14 protein-coding genes are annotated in these 16,003 nt (G+C 64.6%); 9 read left to right on the top strand and 5 right to left on the bottom strand.

Annotation, left to right across the window (positions count from 1 at the left end):
- Window positions 1–57: 57 nt before the first annotated feature.
- Window positions 58–300, top strand: coding sequence for a hypothetical protein (locus tag GH663_RS00455; RefSeq protein WP_153129794.1), 243 nt, complete (start codon window positions 58–60; stop codon window positions 298–300).
- A gap of 60 nt (window positions 301–360) precedes the next feature.
- On the opposite strand, the gene GH663_RS20935 is transcribed toward GH663_RS00455, so the two are convergent.
- Entirely contained in the window at window positions 361–2,241 is a 1,881-nt protein-coding gene (locus GH663_RS20935) for a methyl-accepting chemotaxis protein (protein ID WP_211371030.1), read from the bottom strand.
- A 195-nt stretch (window positions 2,242–2,436) separates the two neighbouring features.
- Here GH663_RS20935 and GH663_RS00465 point away from each other — a divergent pair, with 195 nt between their 5' ends.
- From GH663_RS00465 to GH663_RS00475, 3 genes are all read left to right on the top strand, one after another.
- Entirely contained in the window at window positions 2,437–4,383 is a 1,947-nt protein-coding gene (locus GH663_RS00465; RefSeq protein ID WP_153129795.1) for a PhoX family protein, read from the top strand.
- 15 nt (window positions 4,384–4,398) lie between these two features.
- Window positions 4,399–4,569 carry a hypothetical protein gene (locus tag GH663_RS00470; RefSeq protein ID WP_153129796.1) on the top strand — a complete coding sequence of 57 codons (171 nt, stop codon included), beginning with the start codon at window positions 4,399–4,401 and terminating at the stop codon, window positions 4,567–4,569.
- A gap of 128 nt (window positions 4,570–4,697) precedes the next feature.
- Window positions 4,698–5,024, top strand: coding sequence for a hypothetical protein (locus tag GH663_RS00475; protein WP_153129797.1), 327 nt, complete (start codon window positions 4,698–4,700; stop codon window positions 5,022–5,024).
- Between the two features lie 62 nt (window positions 5,025–5,086).
- Here the strand turns inward: GH663_RS00475 and GH663_RS00480 are convergent, their stop codons facing one another.
- The 4 genes from GH663_RS00480 to GH663_RS00495 are packed head-to-tail and all read right to left on the bottom strand — an operon-like array spanning window position 5,087 to window position 8,951.
- A complete protein-coding gene (locus GH663_RS00480) occupies window positions 5,087–5,359 on the bottom strand; it encodes an oxidative damage protection protein (protein WP_066881675.1) in 273 nt (90 codons plus the stop codon).
- A 29-nt stretch (window positions 5,360–5,388) separates the two neighbouring features.
- Window positions 5,389–6,708 carry an amino-acid N-acetyltransferase gene (argA, locus tag GH663_RS00485; protein ID WP_153129798.1) on the bottom strand — a complete coding sequence of 440 codons (1,320 nt, stop codon included), beginning with the start codon at window positions 6,706–6,708 and terminating at the stop codon, window positions 5,389–5,391.
- Window positions 6,705–8,210, bottom strand: coding sequence for a polyphosphate:AMP phosphotransferase (pap, locus tag GH663_RS00490; RefSeq protein WP_153129799.1), 1,506 nt, complete (start codon window positions 8,208–8,210; stop codon window positions 6,705–6,707). The genes argA and pap overlap by 4 nt, the downstream gene beginning before the upstream one ends.
- A gap of 3 nt (window positions 8,211–8,213) precedes the next feature.
- Complete coding sequence (locus tag GH663_RS00495; RefSeq protein ID WP_153129800.1) at window positions 8,214–8,951, bottom strand: 16S rRNA (uracil(1498)-N(3))-methyltransferase; 738 nt, start codon at window positions 8,949–8,951, stop codon at window positions 8,214–8,216.
- Between the two features lie 41 nt (window positions 8,952–8,992).
- Between GH663_RS00495 and GH663_RS00500 the strand changes: the two genes are divergently transcribed.
- The 5 genes from GH663_RS00500 to tkt all read left to right on the top strand — a co-directional run bounded on the left by GH663_RS00500 (window position 8,993) and on the right by tkt (window position 15,999).
- Window positions 8,993–9,550: a thioredoxin family protein gene (locus GH663_RS00500; protein WP_153129801.1), complete on the top strand. Its 558-nt coding sequence runs from the start codon at window positions 8,993–8,995 to the stop codon at window positions 9,548–9,550.
- A 172-nt stretch (window positions 9,551–9,722) separates the two neighbouring features.
- Complete coding sequence (locus GH663_RS00505) at window positions 9,723–12,140, top strand: EAL domain-containing protein (RefSeq protein ID WP_246181465.1); 2,418 nt, start codon at window positions 9,723–9,725, stop codon at window positions 12,138–12,140.
- Between the two features lie 34 nt (window positions 12,141–12,174).
- Window positions 12,175–13,188: a class 1 fructose-bisphosphatase gene (locus GH663_RS00510; protein WP_153129803.1), complete on the top strand. Its 1,014-nt coding sequence runs from the start codon at window positions 12,175–12,177 to the stop codon at window positions 13,186–13,188.
- Window positions 13,189–13,231: 43 nt separating this feature from the next.
- Window positions 13,232–13,873, top strand: coding sequence for a hypothetical protein (locus GH663_RS00515; protein WP_153129804.1), 642 nt, complete (start codon window positions 13,232–13,234; stop codon window positions 13,871–13,873).
- Between the two features lie 119 nt (window positions 13,874–13,992).
- On the top strand, window positions 13,993–15,999 hold the full coding sequence (tkt, locus tag GH663_RS00520) for a transketolase (RefSeq protein ID WP_153129805.1): 2,007 nt from the start codon (window positions 13,993–13,995) through the stop codon (window positions 15,997–15,999).
- The last annotated feature ends 4 nt before the right edge of the window (window positions 16,000–16,003 follow it).

Below are 16,003 nucleotides of genomic sequence, written 5' to 3' on the forward strand. Positions count from 1 at the left end.
CAATATAGGACTATCATGCTGTCAGCTACGGCCAGTCCTTTCTGCTAAGAGGTTGCAATGATGGAAATGCTGTTCTGCTACTGCTGCCGGGTCCATCACCCGAAAGACCAGATGCGTCCCTTCCGGACCAAACAGGGTTATCGCTGGCGCTGCATCCGCAGCATCGAGGCGGCCGCCTGTTCGCGCCGCGAACGTGACGCCTTCGGCCGCCAGCAAACCGAAATCAATCGCGCCGACGCGCAACTGGTCGCCGAACGCCTGGCCCTGGTGCGCGTCGAACAAGGTTTCATGCCGGGCTGAAACGGCCGGCATGAAACCTTGAAAATTGCCTGATTTGGACGGTCGACCGCCGGGATCGAACTAAGCCAGCCGGAACTGGCCGATCGCCTGCCGCAGATCGCCGGCCAGGCCTTCCAGCAGGCGGGCCGCATCGGCCGCCCCGGCCAGCGCCTTGCCGTTCTCGACCGAAGCCCCGGCAATGTCGCGCACCAGCGTCTCGATTCTTGCCGTTTCCGCCCGATGGGCACCGAGCGCCCCGCCAATGCGGGCGCTGGCCGACTCGACCAGCCGCGCCTGCTCGCAGACCCGGCCCATCGCACTCGCCGCCTCGCCGGCGCAACTGTTGCTGTGCGCGACATGGCTTGCCGCGGTACGCACGGCGGCCGCCGTTTCGCCGCTGATGCCCTGCATGCCGGCAATCATGCCGCCGATTTCCTTGGTGCTCTGCGCCGTCCGTTCGGCCAGCTTGCGCACCTCGTCGGCGACCACGGCGAAGCCGCGCCCGGTCTCGCCGGCCCGCGCTGCCTCGATCGCGGCATTGAGGGCGAGCAGATTGGTCTGCTCGGCAATGCCGGCGATCACCGCGACCACACTCGACACCCGCTTCGACTCGGCTTCCATGCGGTCGAGACAACGGGTCGCCTCGGCAATATCGGCGTGCATCGCCTCCAGCACGTCCTTCGCCTGGCTGACCGAGGCCATGCCGGAACCGGCCAGTTCGTCGGCATTGCGGGCGACAATATCGGTTTCCTGCGCCGCCTCGACAATTTCCGCCACCTGGCTGCTGACGACATCGACCGCGGCCGCGACGTGCAGCGTATCGGCCTCCTGCTGCCGCGCCCGCTCGGCGGAAGTGGTTGCTGCCTGGGCGACCGACAGCGAAGCGCCGGTCATCGCCTGTGCGCTGTCGATGATTTCCGTGATCAGGCGCCGCATGCCGTCGCGCACCTCGCGTAACGAACCGGCGACACGCTGCAATTCGTCGGCCCCGGCCAGTTCGATCTGCACGGTCAGATCGCCGGTCGCCAACTGGCGGGCGCCTTCGGCCAGCACTTCGATATTCCCGGCCAGCCGGCGATAGGCGACAAACAGCCCGGCCCCGGAAAAGAGGAGGCCGCCGACGATCAGGGCCAGGGTGACCAGCAAATGCTGTTGGGCCAGGGCCACCTGAACTTGCAGCGCCTCGACGAGCAGTGCCTGGACGCGCTTCTCCAGCGCCGCCACCTCGCGCAAGGGCCGGGTAATGCCCTCTTCCACTTCGTTTGCGGCATAAACCGTACTGCTCAACGCCAGGCCGTAGGCCAGCGTCTGGGTCATGGCGAACTGCCCCTCCAGCGCCGTCAGGGCTTCGCTAAGCTCGGCCGATCCCAACTGGCGCAAATGCTTGGAGCCCTGCGCCAGGCTGTGCGCGGCCACCGCCACCGCCGCCGACAATTCCGGGCGCAGGCGTTCGGCTACCGCCCCCTCGCGCTGGGCAATGCCGGCCAAGACATTGAGGCGGTCGAGCGCTTCGTTCAGTTGCGGCAGATCCTCCTGCCAGATGGCGGCCAGCGGCCCGACACTCTCTTCGAGACCGGCCGTCTGCTCGACAATCTGCTGCTGGACCAGATCGACGGCCTGGCCGAATTCACCGAAATGCTGCATGCGCCGCCGTCCACCGGCGGCCTCGGCATCCAAAGCCAGCACCTCGGCCAGCCGGCCATCGGCAAGCAAGGCGGGGCCTGCGGTGGACGGCTTTTTGGCAGGCAAATCCGCTGCCGCCGACGCATCGCCGGCGCCGGCAAAGAACAGCCGGGCCCGGTGCCCGCGCAGGTCGGCGAGAAAAGCCTGGGCCGGCACAATCGCGCTGATCGCCGCCAACCGAGCCTGGGCCGCCTGCATCGCACTCAGCCGCAACCACAGGTGCGGCACGCCGACGGCGAGCAAGGCCAGCGTAACGACCAGCGCAATCAACAGGAACAAGCCGCGAAACCCCAGCCGGCTGAGAAGACCACCGATAACATTTGGCAAGACCGCACCCGATCGACAACATGAAGAAGGCGCCACCTTATTGCCGGATTGTTACAGTACCGTGATGGTGAACGCCGCCGGTCAACCGTCATTCGCCTGCAATATTTGTTCAGGATAGTCACTCCATTACCTTGCCTGCGGCCCATCATGTCCAACACCTGCTTCGACCCCAACCACGACGACGCCCCGAATGCCGCCGGCGACCAACTCGCCGACCCGTTCCGGCGCCGCCTGCTGTCGGCTGCCGTGCTCGGCGTTTCCGGCAGCGCCCTGGCGGCGGCCGGCATCCCGCTGCCAGCACTGGCCGCCAGCAGCGGCCGGGCCGCCGGTGCCCTGCAAGCCTTTGCCTCACTGCCGGCCGCCAGCGAGGATGCAGTGCGCGTCGCCAATGGCTTCCGTGCCGAGTTGCTCTATGCCTGGGGCGACCCGATTTCCGATGGTCCGGCGGCCCAGGCCGACGCCAGCGACGATGCCGCCGCCCAGTTGCAGCAGGCCGGCATGCACCACGACGGCATGCACTTCTTCCCCTTTCTCGAACAGGGCAAGCCCTCGTCGAGCCATGGCCTGCTCTGCATCAACCACGAATACACTGACGACGGCCTGCTGCATAGCGACGGCATGGCCAACTGGAGCGCCGACAAGGTCGCCAAGTCGAAGGCGGCGCATGGCGTCTCGATCATCGAGGTCAAGCGCGACCGGAACGGCTGGCAGGTCGTCCGCCCCTCGCGCTGGGCCCGCCGGATCAGCGCCGACACGCCGTGCCGGCTGAGCGGCCCGGCCCGCGCCCACCCGGCGATGCTGACCAGCACCGACCGCTGGGGCGAATTCGCGCTCGGCACCTTCAACAACTGCGCCATGGGCTTTACCCCGTGGGGCACCTACCTGACCTGCGAGGAAAATTTCAACGGCTACTTCAAGAGCCCCCCGACACCGAGCGCCGATCAGAAACGCTACGGCATCAGCGAGAAGACCGCCGGCTACCGCTGGCATGAGTTCGACGAACGCTTCGACCTCAACCGCCACCCGAACGAAGCCAACCGCTTCGGCTGGGTGGTCGAAATCGATCCCTGGAACCCGCAGGCGGCGCCGGTCAAGCGCACGGCGCTCGGCCGCTTCAAGCACGAAGGCGCCACCGTCACCCTCGCCAAGGACGGCCGGGTCGTCGTCTATATGGGCGACGACGAACGCTTCGAATACATCTACAAGTTCGTCTCGCGCCAGCGCTTCCAGCCGGGCAGCGCCGACAATGGCAAGCTGCTCGACGACGGCATTCTCTACGTCGCCCAATTTGGCGACGATGGCGAAGGCCGCTGGCTGCCGCTGCGCCATGGCGAAAAGTATCCAAACGGCGCGTTGACCGCCGAACATGGCTTCGGCAACCAGGGCGATGTCGTCATCCGCTGCCGGCAGGCGGCCGATCTGGCCGGCGCCACCAAGATGGACCGCCCGGAATGGATCGCCGTCCATCCGCACAGCGGCGAGGTCTATGTCACGCTGACCAACAACAGCCAGCGCGGCAACGCCGGGCAGCCCGGGCCGAACGCTGCCAACCCGCGGCCCGCCAACGTCTTCGGCCACATCGTCCGCTGGCGCGAAACAGGCCGCGACGCCGCTGCCCACAGTTTTGCCTGGGACATCTTTGCGCTGGCCGGCGATCCGCAGCACACCGACGAAAACAAGCGCGGCACAGTCAAGGGCGACGCCTACGGCAGCCCGGACGGCCTGTGGTTCGACCCGAGCGGCCGGCTGTGGATCCAGACCGACGTCTCGACCAGCGCCTTGAACCAGGGAGACTATGCCCGGCTCGGCAATAACCAGATGCTGGTCGCCGATGTCGGCAGCGGCGAAACCCGCCGCTTCCTGAGCGGCCCGCACGGCTGCGAGCTGACCGGCATCACTGCGACGCCGGATGGCCGGACGCTGTTCGTCAATATCCAGCACCCCGGCGAAACGGCCAGCGAACGTTCCGACCCGGCCCGACCGACCGCCGTTTCGGCCTGGCCGGCCAACCAGTTTCCAAATGCCACCGGCGGTCGCCCGCGCTCCGCCACCTTGGTCATCACCCGCCCGGACGGCAAGCCCGTTGCCGGCTAATTGACGGAGATTCGTATGGAAAAGCAGGGAAACAGTGACATCGCCGCCTTCCCCGAACTGTTCGCCGGCATGGAACAGTTCATCGCCGAACAGACGGCCGGCCTCCGGCGGACCAGCGCCTTGCTCGGCGTGCTTGCCGCCGGCAGCGGCGGCCTGCTCTTCCTCGTTCTCGAGAAGCTGGCCTGAGCAGTTTTCCAACCTATGACAAACAGGACATTGAAGATGCTCAGTGCCTGACCTAAGATCAGTGTTGATGCGATGAAATGAGGAGTCAGGCAATGGAGATGCCAGCTCGAAACAGGCGCCGCCGCGGCTTGGACAGACGGCAAGGCGATGCCTGCCTGCTGCCCGGCATGGTCGATCGGCGCTTCAAGGCTGAGCGGCGCGCCTTCAACGTTTCCCGGCTGTCCTTTGCCGCCTGGTCGGAAGCCGCTGCTAATTTCTACTTCGAGCATCCGTCGGGCCACCTGTTCCAGCACCGCCTGCCGACCGATCGTCGCCAGACCGACAACGGTCCGCCGGCCGCCTCAGCCGAGCGCCGCATCGGCGTTGACCGGCGCGACCTCGATGTCGCTAGCATCCGACCCGGCGAATGGGTGGACGCAATGTCGAACTACTACTACCACTTCCACCGCAGCTAAAACAGCGGCCCCCAAAAGCAAAACCCCGCCGCAGCGGGGTTTTCGGTTCACTCAGGCCGCAATCAGGCGGCCGGCGGAACGTAGCCCTGAATCTTGTCGGCGCCATCGCCGAAGAAATGCTTTTCGACCTGTTCGGCCAGGTACTTGCGATGACGGGCATCGACCAGGTTCAGGCGGTTTTCGTTGATGAGCATGGTCTGCATCTTGATCCACTGCTGCCAGGCTTCCTTCGAAACGCATTCGAAAATGCGCTTGCCGAGCTCGCCCGGATAGGGCGGGAAATCCAGACCTTCAGCCTCGCGGCCGAGCTTGATGCAATTGACGGTACGTGCCATGTGAAACTCCGAGGGGGTTGATGGGCGAATTATAAGGTTTTGAAGAGAACCTTGGATCGCCGCTGATAATTGTACATATCGCGTTTTTGCGCCGGCAGGTCGTCGACCGTACCGAGCTTGAAACCACGTTCGACGAACCAGTGTTCGGTCCGCGTCGTCAGCACGCAGAGACGCTTGATGCCGAGCTTGCGGGCGCGGCGTTCGATGCGTTTCATCAGCTGTTCGCCGTAGCCCCATTCGCGGTGCTCATGGCTGACCGCCAGGCAGGCCAGCTCGGCCTCTTCGTCGGAATGCCGGTAGAGTGCCGCGCAGCCGACGATGATGCCGTCGTGCAGCATGATCGAGAAATGCTCGATTTCTCGTTCCAGCAACTCGCGCGGCCGATGCACCAGGATGCCTTCCTCTTCCATCGGCTCGATCAGCGCGATCAACGCCGCGATGTCGTCCGGCTTGGCTTCGCGGATGTTTTCCAGCGATTCGCGGGTGACCACGGTGCCGACCCCGTCGTGCGTGAACAACTCGCGCAGCAACGCGCCGTCCTGTTCGTAGCTGATCAGATGCACCCGGCCGACGCCGGTGCGCGTCGCCCGCACCGAGCACGGCAGGTAGCGCCGGATATCGGGTGACAGCCAGTCGCCGCCGCTGAGCAGTTCGGCGACTTCATCGGCGGTCATCGCATCGATCAGTTCGCCCGCCTTGTCGGTGACGCCCTGGCTATCGGTCAGATAGACCAGCTTGTCGGCCTTGATCGCCACCGCCACCGCTTCGGCTGCCTCTTCCATCTGCAGGTTGAAGATTTCGCCGGTCGGCGACGGCCCTTCGCAGTTGAGCAGCACGATGTTGCCGAGGCCGAGCTGGGCGTTGATCCCTTCGGCGTCCACCTTGCGCACTTTACCGGCGTATTGCATGTCGATGCCGTCGAGGACGCCGATCGGCTGGCCGGTGATGAAATTGCCGCCGATGACGCGAATCCGGCTGTTGGCCATCGGCGTGTTGGGCAGCCCCTGCGACAGCATGGCCTCGATTTCGAGATAGACGCTGCCGACCGCGTCGAGCACGCAATCGAGCGCCTCGGCGTCGGTCACCCGGTAGCCGCGATGGTAGATCGATTCCAGGTTCTTCTCGCGCAGCTCTTCCTCGATCTGCGGTCGCGCCCCATGCACCAGTACCAGGCGAATGCCCAGGCTGACCAGCAGGTTGACGTCATAGGCCAGGGTCTTGGCGAACTCGCTCTCGACCGCGGCGCCGCCGAAGGCGATGACGAAGGTCTTGCCGCGAAAGGCATTGATGTAGGGCGTCACCGCCCGGAACCAGGAGACGAAGTGCTCGTCGTAAGGGGTGTCGCTCATTGTTCGTTATGTTTTCCGTCGTCTTTCAGCGCGTCTTCCAGACGCTGGCAAAGGGTTTTCAATACTTTAACCCGGGCAAAGTTCTTGTCGTTGGCTTCGACCAGGGTCCACGGCGCCAGACCGGTCGAGGTGCGGTCGACCATGTCGCAGACGGCGGACACGTAATCGTCCCACTTTTCGCGATTGCGCCAGTCTTCATCGGTGATCTTGAAACGCTTGAACTCGGTGTCCTGGCGCTCCTTGAAGCGGCGCAACTGTTCGTCGGCGCTGATCTGCAGCCAGAATTTGACGACCACCGCACCGGCCTCGACCATCTGGTGCTCGAAATCGTTGATTTCGGCATAGGCGCGCAGCCAGTCGGCTTCGGCGCAGAAGCCCTCGACCCGCTCGACCAGCACGCGGCCATACCAGGAGCGGTCGAAGATCGCTGCCCGCCCGGTCCGCGGCAGATGCCGCCAGAAACGCCAGAGGTAGGGCTGGACGCGCTCTTCCTCGGTCGGCGCGGCAATCGGGATGATCTGGTACTGCCGGGCATCCATCGATTCCCCGACCCGGCGGATGCTGCCGCCCTTGCCGGCCGCGTCCGAGCCTTCGAAAACGAGAACCAGCGAGCGCTTGCCGACGAAGCGCGGATCGCGCACCAATTCGGAAAGCTTCGATTGATACTTGGCCAGATCGCGCTCGTAATCCTTCTTGCTCAACTGCTGCGTCAGGTCCAGTTCGGAAAGGACGTTCTTCTGGTCGATGGCGTGCACGATCGGCGGCGCCACCGGCACCTGCTGCCGGCCTTCCTGCTGCAGGCGCCGCTTCATCGCCTCGAGCACGATGCGACCGACGGTCAGCGAACGGTATTCGTCATCGGTACCTTCGACGATGATCCACGGTGCATGCGCCGTGTTGGAAACACGCAGCACATGGCCGGCCACTTCCTGCAGCTTGTCGTAGGTTTTCAGGCGGTCGTAGCTCGCCTTGGTAACGCGCCAGGCCGTGCGCGGATCCTTTTCCAGCGCCTTCAAGCGTTGTTTCTGGCCGTCCTTCGAGAGGTGGAACCAGAACTTGAGGACCAGCGCCCCCTCGTTGACCAGCATCGCCTCGAAGCGGTTGATGTCGTCGAGTTGCTCGTCCATTTCCGAACGGCGCATCTTGCCGGTGATGCGGTCAGTGATCGGCTGCGAATACCACGAGCCGGCGAAGATACCGACCTTGCCGCGCGGCGGCAGGGCGCGCCAGTAGCGCCACATGTAGGGCCGCGAACGCTCCTCGTCGCTCGGCGCCGAAAAAGCCAGGGTCGAGATATGGCGCGGGTCCATCCAGGAGTAGAGCAGGTTGATGGTTTCGCCCTTGCCGCTACCGTCCACCCCGCTGATCAGGATGACGACCGGAAATTCCTTCTTCTGCAGCACATCGTATTGCACATCGAGTAACTCGGCGCGCAGCTTCGGCACCTCGCGCTTGAAGGTTTCCTTGTCGATCTTGTGACCGAGTTCCGCTGATTCGAACATCCCCTAGCCCTCCCTGAAATCACCCCATAAAGCCTGCAGGATAGCCAGCGCGGCCAGCCCGGCCGTCTCCGTCCGCAGAATGCGCGGCCCCATGCGCACGCCGACAAAGCCGGCTTGCCGGGCAGCGATCATTTCCTGCGGATCGAGTCCCCCTTCGGCCCCGATCAGCAGCTGCACCTCTTTGGCGGGCGGCAGATCGACCAGCGTCTGCTCGGCATCCGGCGCCAGCATCAGGCGCACAGCGCCCGGCGCCGGACGGGCCAGCCAGTTCTCCAGTTTTTCGAGCGGCGCGACCAGTGGCACCTGGTTGCGCCCGCATTGCTCGCAGGCCGAGGCAACCACGCCCTGCCAATGCGCCACCCGCTTGGCGGCACGTTCACCGGCCAGGCGTAGTACGCTGCGTCGGCTCTCGACCGGCACGATGTGACGCACCCCCAACTCGACCGCTTTCTGGATGGTGAAATCCATCTTTTCGCCGGCCTGCAGGGCCTGGACCAGGGTGATCGACAACGGCGACTCGCGCTCGATCTCGTCCCAGCTGGCCAGCACGGCCATCACCCGGTCGCGCTCGATGCGTTCGATATGGGCCAGATACTGGCCGCCACGACCATCGAAAAGGATCATCGGCGCCCCCGGCGGCAGGCGCAAAACCCGAACCGCATGGCGCGCCACCGGCTCGGGAAGTTCAATATGAGCCCCCGGCGAGAGGGCTTCACGGCAGTAAAAACGGGGTAGATTCATCGGTGCTATTATGGGCGAAATGCGCTTTTGAAGGGGAAATCATGGTCGCGCTGAACCCACCGCTGTGCGATTTTGGCCGACCGGCCATCGACTTCGACTTGCCGGGCACCGACGGCCGGCGCCACACGCTGGCCAGTTGCCGCGGCCCGAACGGTTTGCTGGTGATGTTCATCTGCAACCACTGCCCTTACGTCAAGGCGATCATCGACCGCCTGATCCGCGACTGCCGGGAACTGGCGGCCCACGGCATCGGCTGCGTCGCCATCATGAGCAACGACGTTGCTGCCTACCCCGAGGATTCGCCCGAAGCGATGCAGCGCTGGGCGCAGGAACTCGACTTCCCTTTCCCCTACCTTTACGACGCGACCCAGGCCGTCGCCCGCGCTTACGGCGCCGTGTGCACCCCGGACTTTTTCGGCTACAACGCCACGCTGGAACTGCAATATCGCGGCCGGCTCGACGCCTCGGGCCGCCAGCCTGCCCCCGCCGACAGTCGGCGCGAACTGTTTTCAGCACTGCAGGAAATTGCCCGTAGCGGCCGTGGACCTGCGGAGCAGAACGCTTCGATCGGGTGCTCGATCAAGTGGAAAGAAGACTGAACACTCCACTGCACAAAACACCAGATCTGACAAATATCGCGATATTGGAAGCGTCGCATGCTTCGGCTATCATGGCCGCCTAACCTGAGCCCGCTTATTCCAATTGGATACCACCGAAGCTTCTCCGCCTAACGCCGCCGAATTCGGGCGCCGTTATGCATACTTGCAGGCGGTGTTGTCCCACCTGCCGCAGGGGATCAGTGTGTTCGACGAGCACCTCCGGCTGCGCGTGTGGAACCAGGGTTTTCTCGACGTCCTCAACCTGCCGGCCAGCGCGGTCTTCGACGGCGTACATTTTTCCGAGCTGATCCGCATACCGGCCGAGCGCGGCGAGTACGGTCCCGGCGATGTCGAAGAACATATCGCGCGCATCACCGCCCTTGCCCTGAAGTTCGAAGCCCACCGTTTCGAACGGGCCCGACCGAGCGGCCGCACCCATCTCGTCCAGGGCGAACCGCTATTCATCGATGGTCAGCTCGGCGGCTTCATCACGACCTACACCGACATCACCGAACGCAAGGCTGCAGAAGTTGAATTGCAGCGCCACGATAACCTGCTGCAGACGGTGATCGAGAGCATTCCGAGCGCTGTCAGCCTGTTCAGCAAGGACAAGGAGCTGATCCTCTACAATCAGGAATTCCCGCGCCTGCTCGACCTGCCGCCTTCCTTGCTGAACGACCGGCCGGTCACCATGGAAAAGCTGTTCCGGTTCAACGCCGAGCGCGGCGAGTACGGCCCGGGCGACCAGCAGGCCATCGTCCAGACCCTGCTGGTCAAGGCTGAGCAGGCCGAAGCGCACCGCTTCGAACGGACCCGGCCGAACGGCAAGACGCTGGACATTCGCGGCATGCCGCTCGACGAGGGCGGCTTCGTCACGATCTACACCGACATCAGCGAACGCCGTGCCAGCGCCGAACGGGAGCAACTGGCGCAGAAGGTCTTCAACCACACGCCGACCGGCATCATCTTCACTGACGAGGTGCACCGCATCCTGTCGATCAATCCGGCCACCACCCAGATGACCGGCTACGAAGCCTTCGAGCTGCTCGGTCATACAGTCTTCGGCCTGGCCAACCTGCCGCCCGACCAGACCCCGGAAAGCTTTCAGGAAAATGTCGCGCTGCGCGGCTCCTGGCGCGGCGAACTGGAAGTCACCAAGAAAAGCGGCGAAGACTTCCCGGCAGGCATCCGCGTCACCCGGGTCGATGACCCGCACAGCGGCATGCCGGCCCATTACATCTGGATCCTGGCCGACATCACCGAACGCAAGGAAGCCGAGGAGCGCATGCGGCACATCGCCCAGCACGACGCGCTGACCGGCCTGCCGAATCGTCTGGCGTTACTGATGCGCCTCGGCCAGTTGCTGCCGGAAGCCCGTCGGCACAAGCTGACGATGGCGATCATGTTCCTCGACCTCGACCGCTTCAAGATCATCAACGACACCCTGGGCCACCAGGTCGGTGACGAGTTGCTGCGCGAAGTCGCCTGCCGCCTGAGCAAGGTCGTCCGCGAAACCGACTTCGTCGCCCGTCTCGGCGGCGACGAGTTCGTCGTCATCCTGCCCGGCATCACCAACCCGTCGGATGCGGCGATCGTCGCCAACAAGATCATCGCCGCCCTCTCTTCTCCGATCGAGGCAGAAGGCCACGAGCTGCACACCAGCCCGTCGATCGGCATCAGCCTCTTCCCCGATGACGGCCCGGATGGCGACACCATCCTGAAAAACGCCGACACCGCGATGTACCACGCCAAGGCGGCCGGCCGGAACAACTACCAGTTTTTTGCCGCCGACATGAACAAGGCGACCGCCGAGCGCCTGAACATCGAACGCAAGCTGCGTCACGCCATCGCCCGCAACGAGTTGGCGCTCTGCTTCCAGCCCCAGTTCAAGGCCGACAGCTCGCAGCCGACCGGTGTCGAGGCACTGATCCGCTGGCACCACCCGGTCGACGGCATGATCTCGCCGCTGCGTTTCATCCCGGTCGCCGAGGAAACCGGCATCATTGTCGAGATCGGCGAATGGGTGCTGCTCAACGCCTGCCGCGAGATGAAGCACTGGATCGACGCCGGCCTCAAGCCGATGCGCATCGCCGTCAACGTTTCCGCCCGCCAGTTGCGCCGCCGCGACTTCTGCGAAACGGTGGCCGGCGCGCTGGCCGGCTCCGGCCTGCCGGCCGAATTGCTGGAGCTCGAAATCACCGAAAGCTCGGTGATGGAAAACCCGGAAGAGGCCATCCAGATTCTCGAACGCCTCGGCCGCATGGGCGTTTCGCTGGCCATCGACGACTTCGGCACCGGCTACTCGTCGCTCGCCTACCTGAAGCTGTTCCCGATCGACCACCTGAAGATCGACCGCTCCTTCGTCGCCGACATCGAGCACGACCTCAACGACCGGGCCATCGCCTTCGGTACCATCGCGCTCGCCCACTCGCTCGGCCTCAACGTCATTGCCGAAGGCGTCGAAACCCCCGACCAGCTCGAATTGCTGCGCAGCAACGGCTGCGACGAAGTCCAGGGCTACCTGTTCAGCAAGCCCCTCAACAGCGCCGCCGCCTTCGCCTTCCTGCACGCCCGCTGCCGCTCGGAGTAAAATCCCGCTTTTGTCATTGCAGCAGGGAGTCACCATGGTTCAGCGCACGCTGGCACGCTACCTCACCGAGGAGCAACGCAACAAGGGCGTCATCACCGCCGATCTCAAGTTCCTGATCGAAATCGTTTCCCGTGCCTGCCAGGCCATTTCAGTCGCCATCGGCAAGGGCAGCCTGGGCGGCGTGCTCGGCGAAGCCGGCAGCGACAACGTGCAGGGCGAGGCGCAGAAGAAGCTCGACGTGCTGTCCAACGACATCCTGCTCGACGCCAACGAATGGGGCGGCCACCTTGCCGCCATGGCCTCCGAGGAAATGGACCTGCCGCACCTGGTGCCGCATCGTTTCCCGAAAGGCGAATACCTGCTGACCTTCGACCCGCTCGACGGCTCGTCGAACATCGACGTCAATGTCTCGATCGGCACCATCTTCTCGGTGCTGAAATGCCCGGAAGGCGCTGACCTGAGCACACCGGAAGCGGCCGAAGCCGCCTTCCTGCAACCGGGCACGGCGCAAGTCGCCGCCGGTTACGCCGTTTACGGCCCGACCACGCTGCTCGTCCTGACCGTCGGCAATGGCGTCGCCGTGTTCACCCTCGACCGCGAACAGGGCAGTTTCATCCTGACCCAGGAAAACGTGCAGATTCCGGCCGACACCAAGGAATTCGCCATCAACATGTCGAATCAGCGTTTCTGGGAAGCCCCGGTCCAGCGCTATGTCGCCGAAATGCAGGCCGGCAAGGAAGGCCCGCTCGGCAAGGACTACAACATGCGCTGGGTCGCCTCGATGGTCGCCGACGTGCATCGCATCATGACCCGCGGCGGCATCTTCATGTACCCGCTGGACAGCAAGATCAAGGCCCAGGGCGGCAAGCTGCGCCTGATGTACGAAGCCAACCCGATGGCGATGCTGATCGAGCAGGCCGGCGGCGCCGCCACTACCGGCCGCCAGCGCATCCTCGACATCGTGCCGGGCAAGCTGCACCAGCGCGTGCCGGTCATTTTGGGCTCGAAAAACGAGGTCGACCGCGTCACTGGCTATCACGCCGCCTGACCTGCTACATTGTCATAACCGACAAACGCCCGAGGATGACCCCATGACCCCACGCCTGCTTGCCCTGCTTCTTGCCGCCTCCATCATTGGTGCCGGTTGCGCCAGCAACGAGAAAAAGCCCGAGGCGCCCCCTGCCCCGGCGGCTGCACCGGCCCCCGAACCGGTCGCCGCGAAGCCGGCCTGCAAACCCGAACCGGCCGCCAAGAAGGGCAGCAAGAAAACCGCGAAGAAGGCCGAGCCGGCACCGGTGGACTGCGAGCCCGCCAAGCCGAAGACCGAAGCGGTCGCCCCCACCGCCAAGACTGTCGAAACCAAGCCAGGCGCCGCTGCGGCACCAGTCTCGGCCGGCAGCATCAAGACCGGCACGGAATGCAAGCCCTGCGTCGTCAAGTCGCGGGACGGCACCTTCGACGGCGAGGTGCATGGCAACATCCCGGCCGGCAGCAAATGGTCCCGCTTGCAGATCGGCATGCACCAGAGCGAAGTCGAACGCATCCTCGGCGTCACCCACAACATCCGCGGCTACGTCACCGGCAAGGCCTTCATCCCGTTCTACTTCGGCACCGACAGCCACCGCTACGAAGCGGTCTATGCCGGCCAGGGCAGCGTCGCCTACACCGGTGGCGGCATGGGCGGCGGCCAGGGCGTGCTGATGATGATCAACTACGACCCGAAAATCCAATAGGCATAAATAGAGACGAGAGCTGCAGGTTGCGTCGACCTGCAGCCTCCTCACATTGCCCTACCCAAAAAGGGCCTTTTCCCGGATAATTTCACCTTTTCAGCAGGCTGGATTTCCGGATCATGAGCGTCAGCAACGCCCCCAAGTTTTCTCCCCTGACCGGCGCCATTCGCGCCCTGGCCATGGATGCCGTGCAACAGGCAAATTCCGGGCACCCCGGCGCACCGATGGGCATGGCGGAAATCGCCGAAGTCCTCTGGCGTCGCCACCTGCGCCACAACCCGGCCAACCCGCACTGGCCCGACCGCGACCGCTTCGTGATGTCGAACGGCCACGGTTCGATGCTGGTCTATGCGCTGCTTCACCTGACCGGCTACGAACTGTCGATCGACGACCTGAAGAACTTCCGCCAGCTGCACGCCAAGACTCCTGGCCACCCTGAATTCGGCTACACCGCCGGCATCGAAACGACGACCGGCCCGCTCGGCCAGGGCATCACCAATGCCGTCGGCTTCGCCCTCGCCGAACACGTTCTGGCTGCCGAGTTCAACAAGCCCGGCCACGAGATCGTCAATCACCACACCTACGTTTTCCTCGGCGACGGCTGCCTGATGGAAGGCGTCTCGCACGAAGCCTGCTCGCTGGCCGGCACGCTCGGCCTCGGCAAGCTGATCGCCTTCTGGGACGATAACGGCATTTCGATCGACGGCCACGTCGAAGGCTGGTTCACCGACAACACACCGAAGCGCTTCGAAGCTTACGGCTGGCATGTCGTCGCCGATGTAGACGGCCATGACAGCGACGCCATCGAGCGCGCCCTGCTTGCCGCCAAGGCCGTCACCGACAAGCCGAGCCTGATCTGCTGCAAGACGACCATCGGCATGGGGTCGCCCAACAAGCAGGGTTCGCACGACTGCCACGGTGCACCGCTCGGCAAGGACGAAATTGCCGCCGCCCGCGAATACATCGGCTGGCCGCACCCGGCTTTCGAGGTCCCGGCCGACGTTTATGCAGCCTGGAACGGCAAGCCGCGCGGCGCCACCTTCGAGGAAAACTGGAACAACCGTTTCGCCGCCTATCGCGCCGCCTTCCCGGCCGAAGCCGCCGAGTTCGAACGCCGCGTCATCAAGCGCGAACTGCCGGCCAACTGGGCAGCGACCAAGGCCGCCTACCTCGCCAGCTGCCGCGAAAAGGCGGAGAACATCGCCAGCCGCAAGGCCTCCCAGAACGCCATCGCCGCACTGGTCCCGGCCGTGCCGGAAATCTTCGGCGGCTCGGCCGACCTGGCCGGCTCCAACCTGACCTTCGTCAAGGGCAGCAAGGGTGTCACCCGTACCGAGGGCGGCAACTACTGCTACTACGGCGTCCGCGAATTCGGCATGACCGCCATCGCCAACGGTCTCGCGCTACACGGCGGCCTGATCCCCTACACGGCGACCTTCCTGGTCTTCTCCGATTACGCCCGCAACGGCATCCGCATGGCTGCGCTGATGAAGCAGCGCCAGATCATGGTCTACACCCATGACTCCATCGGCCTCGGCGAGGACGGCCCGACCCACCAGCCGGTCGAGCACATTCCCAGCCTGCGCATCATCCCCAACCTCGACGTCTGGCGCCCGGCCGACGCGACCGAAACGGCGATCGCCTGGACCGCTGCGGTCGACCGTGCCGACGGGCCGAGTTTGCTCGCCCTGTCGCGCCAGAACCTGCCGACCGTGACGCAGAACGTCGGCGACGCCGACATCGCCAAGGGCGGCTACGTACTCTCCGATTGCACCGGCGAAGCCCAGATCACTTTCATCGCCACCGGCTCCGAAATCAAGCTGGCGCTTGACGCCCAGGCCGCCCTGGCCGGCGAAGGCATTGCCAGCCGCGTCGTCTCGATGCCTTGCACCAACGTTTTCGACCGCCAGAGCGCCGACTACAAAGCCGCCGTGCTTGGCGCCTGCAAGAAGCGCATCGCCATCGAAGCGGCGCATCCGGATTTCTGGCGCAAGTACGTCGGCCTGCACGGTGCCGTGATCGGCATCGACCGCTTCGGTGAATCCGCCCCCGCCGGTCAACTTTTCGAAATGTTCGGCTTCACGGTCGCCAACGTCGTCAAGACGGCGAAAGAACTTTTGTCCTGATTCA

The sequence above is a fragment of the Dechloromonas hortensis genome, assembly GCF_009469765.1.
GTDB lineage: Bacteria > Pseudomonadota > Gammaproteobacteria > Burkholderiales > Rhodocyclaceae > Azonexus > Azonexus hortensis.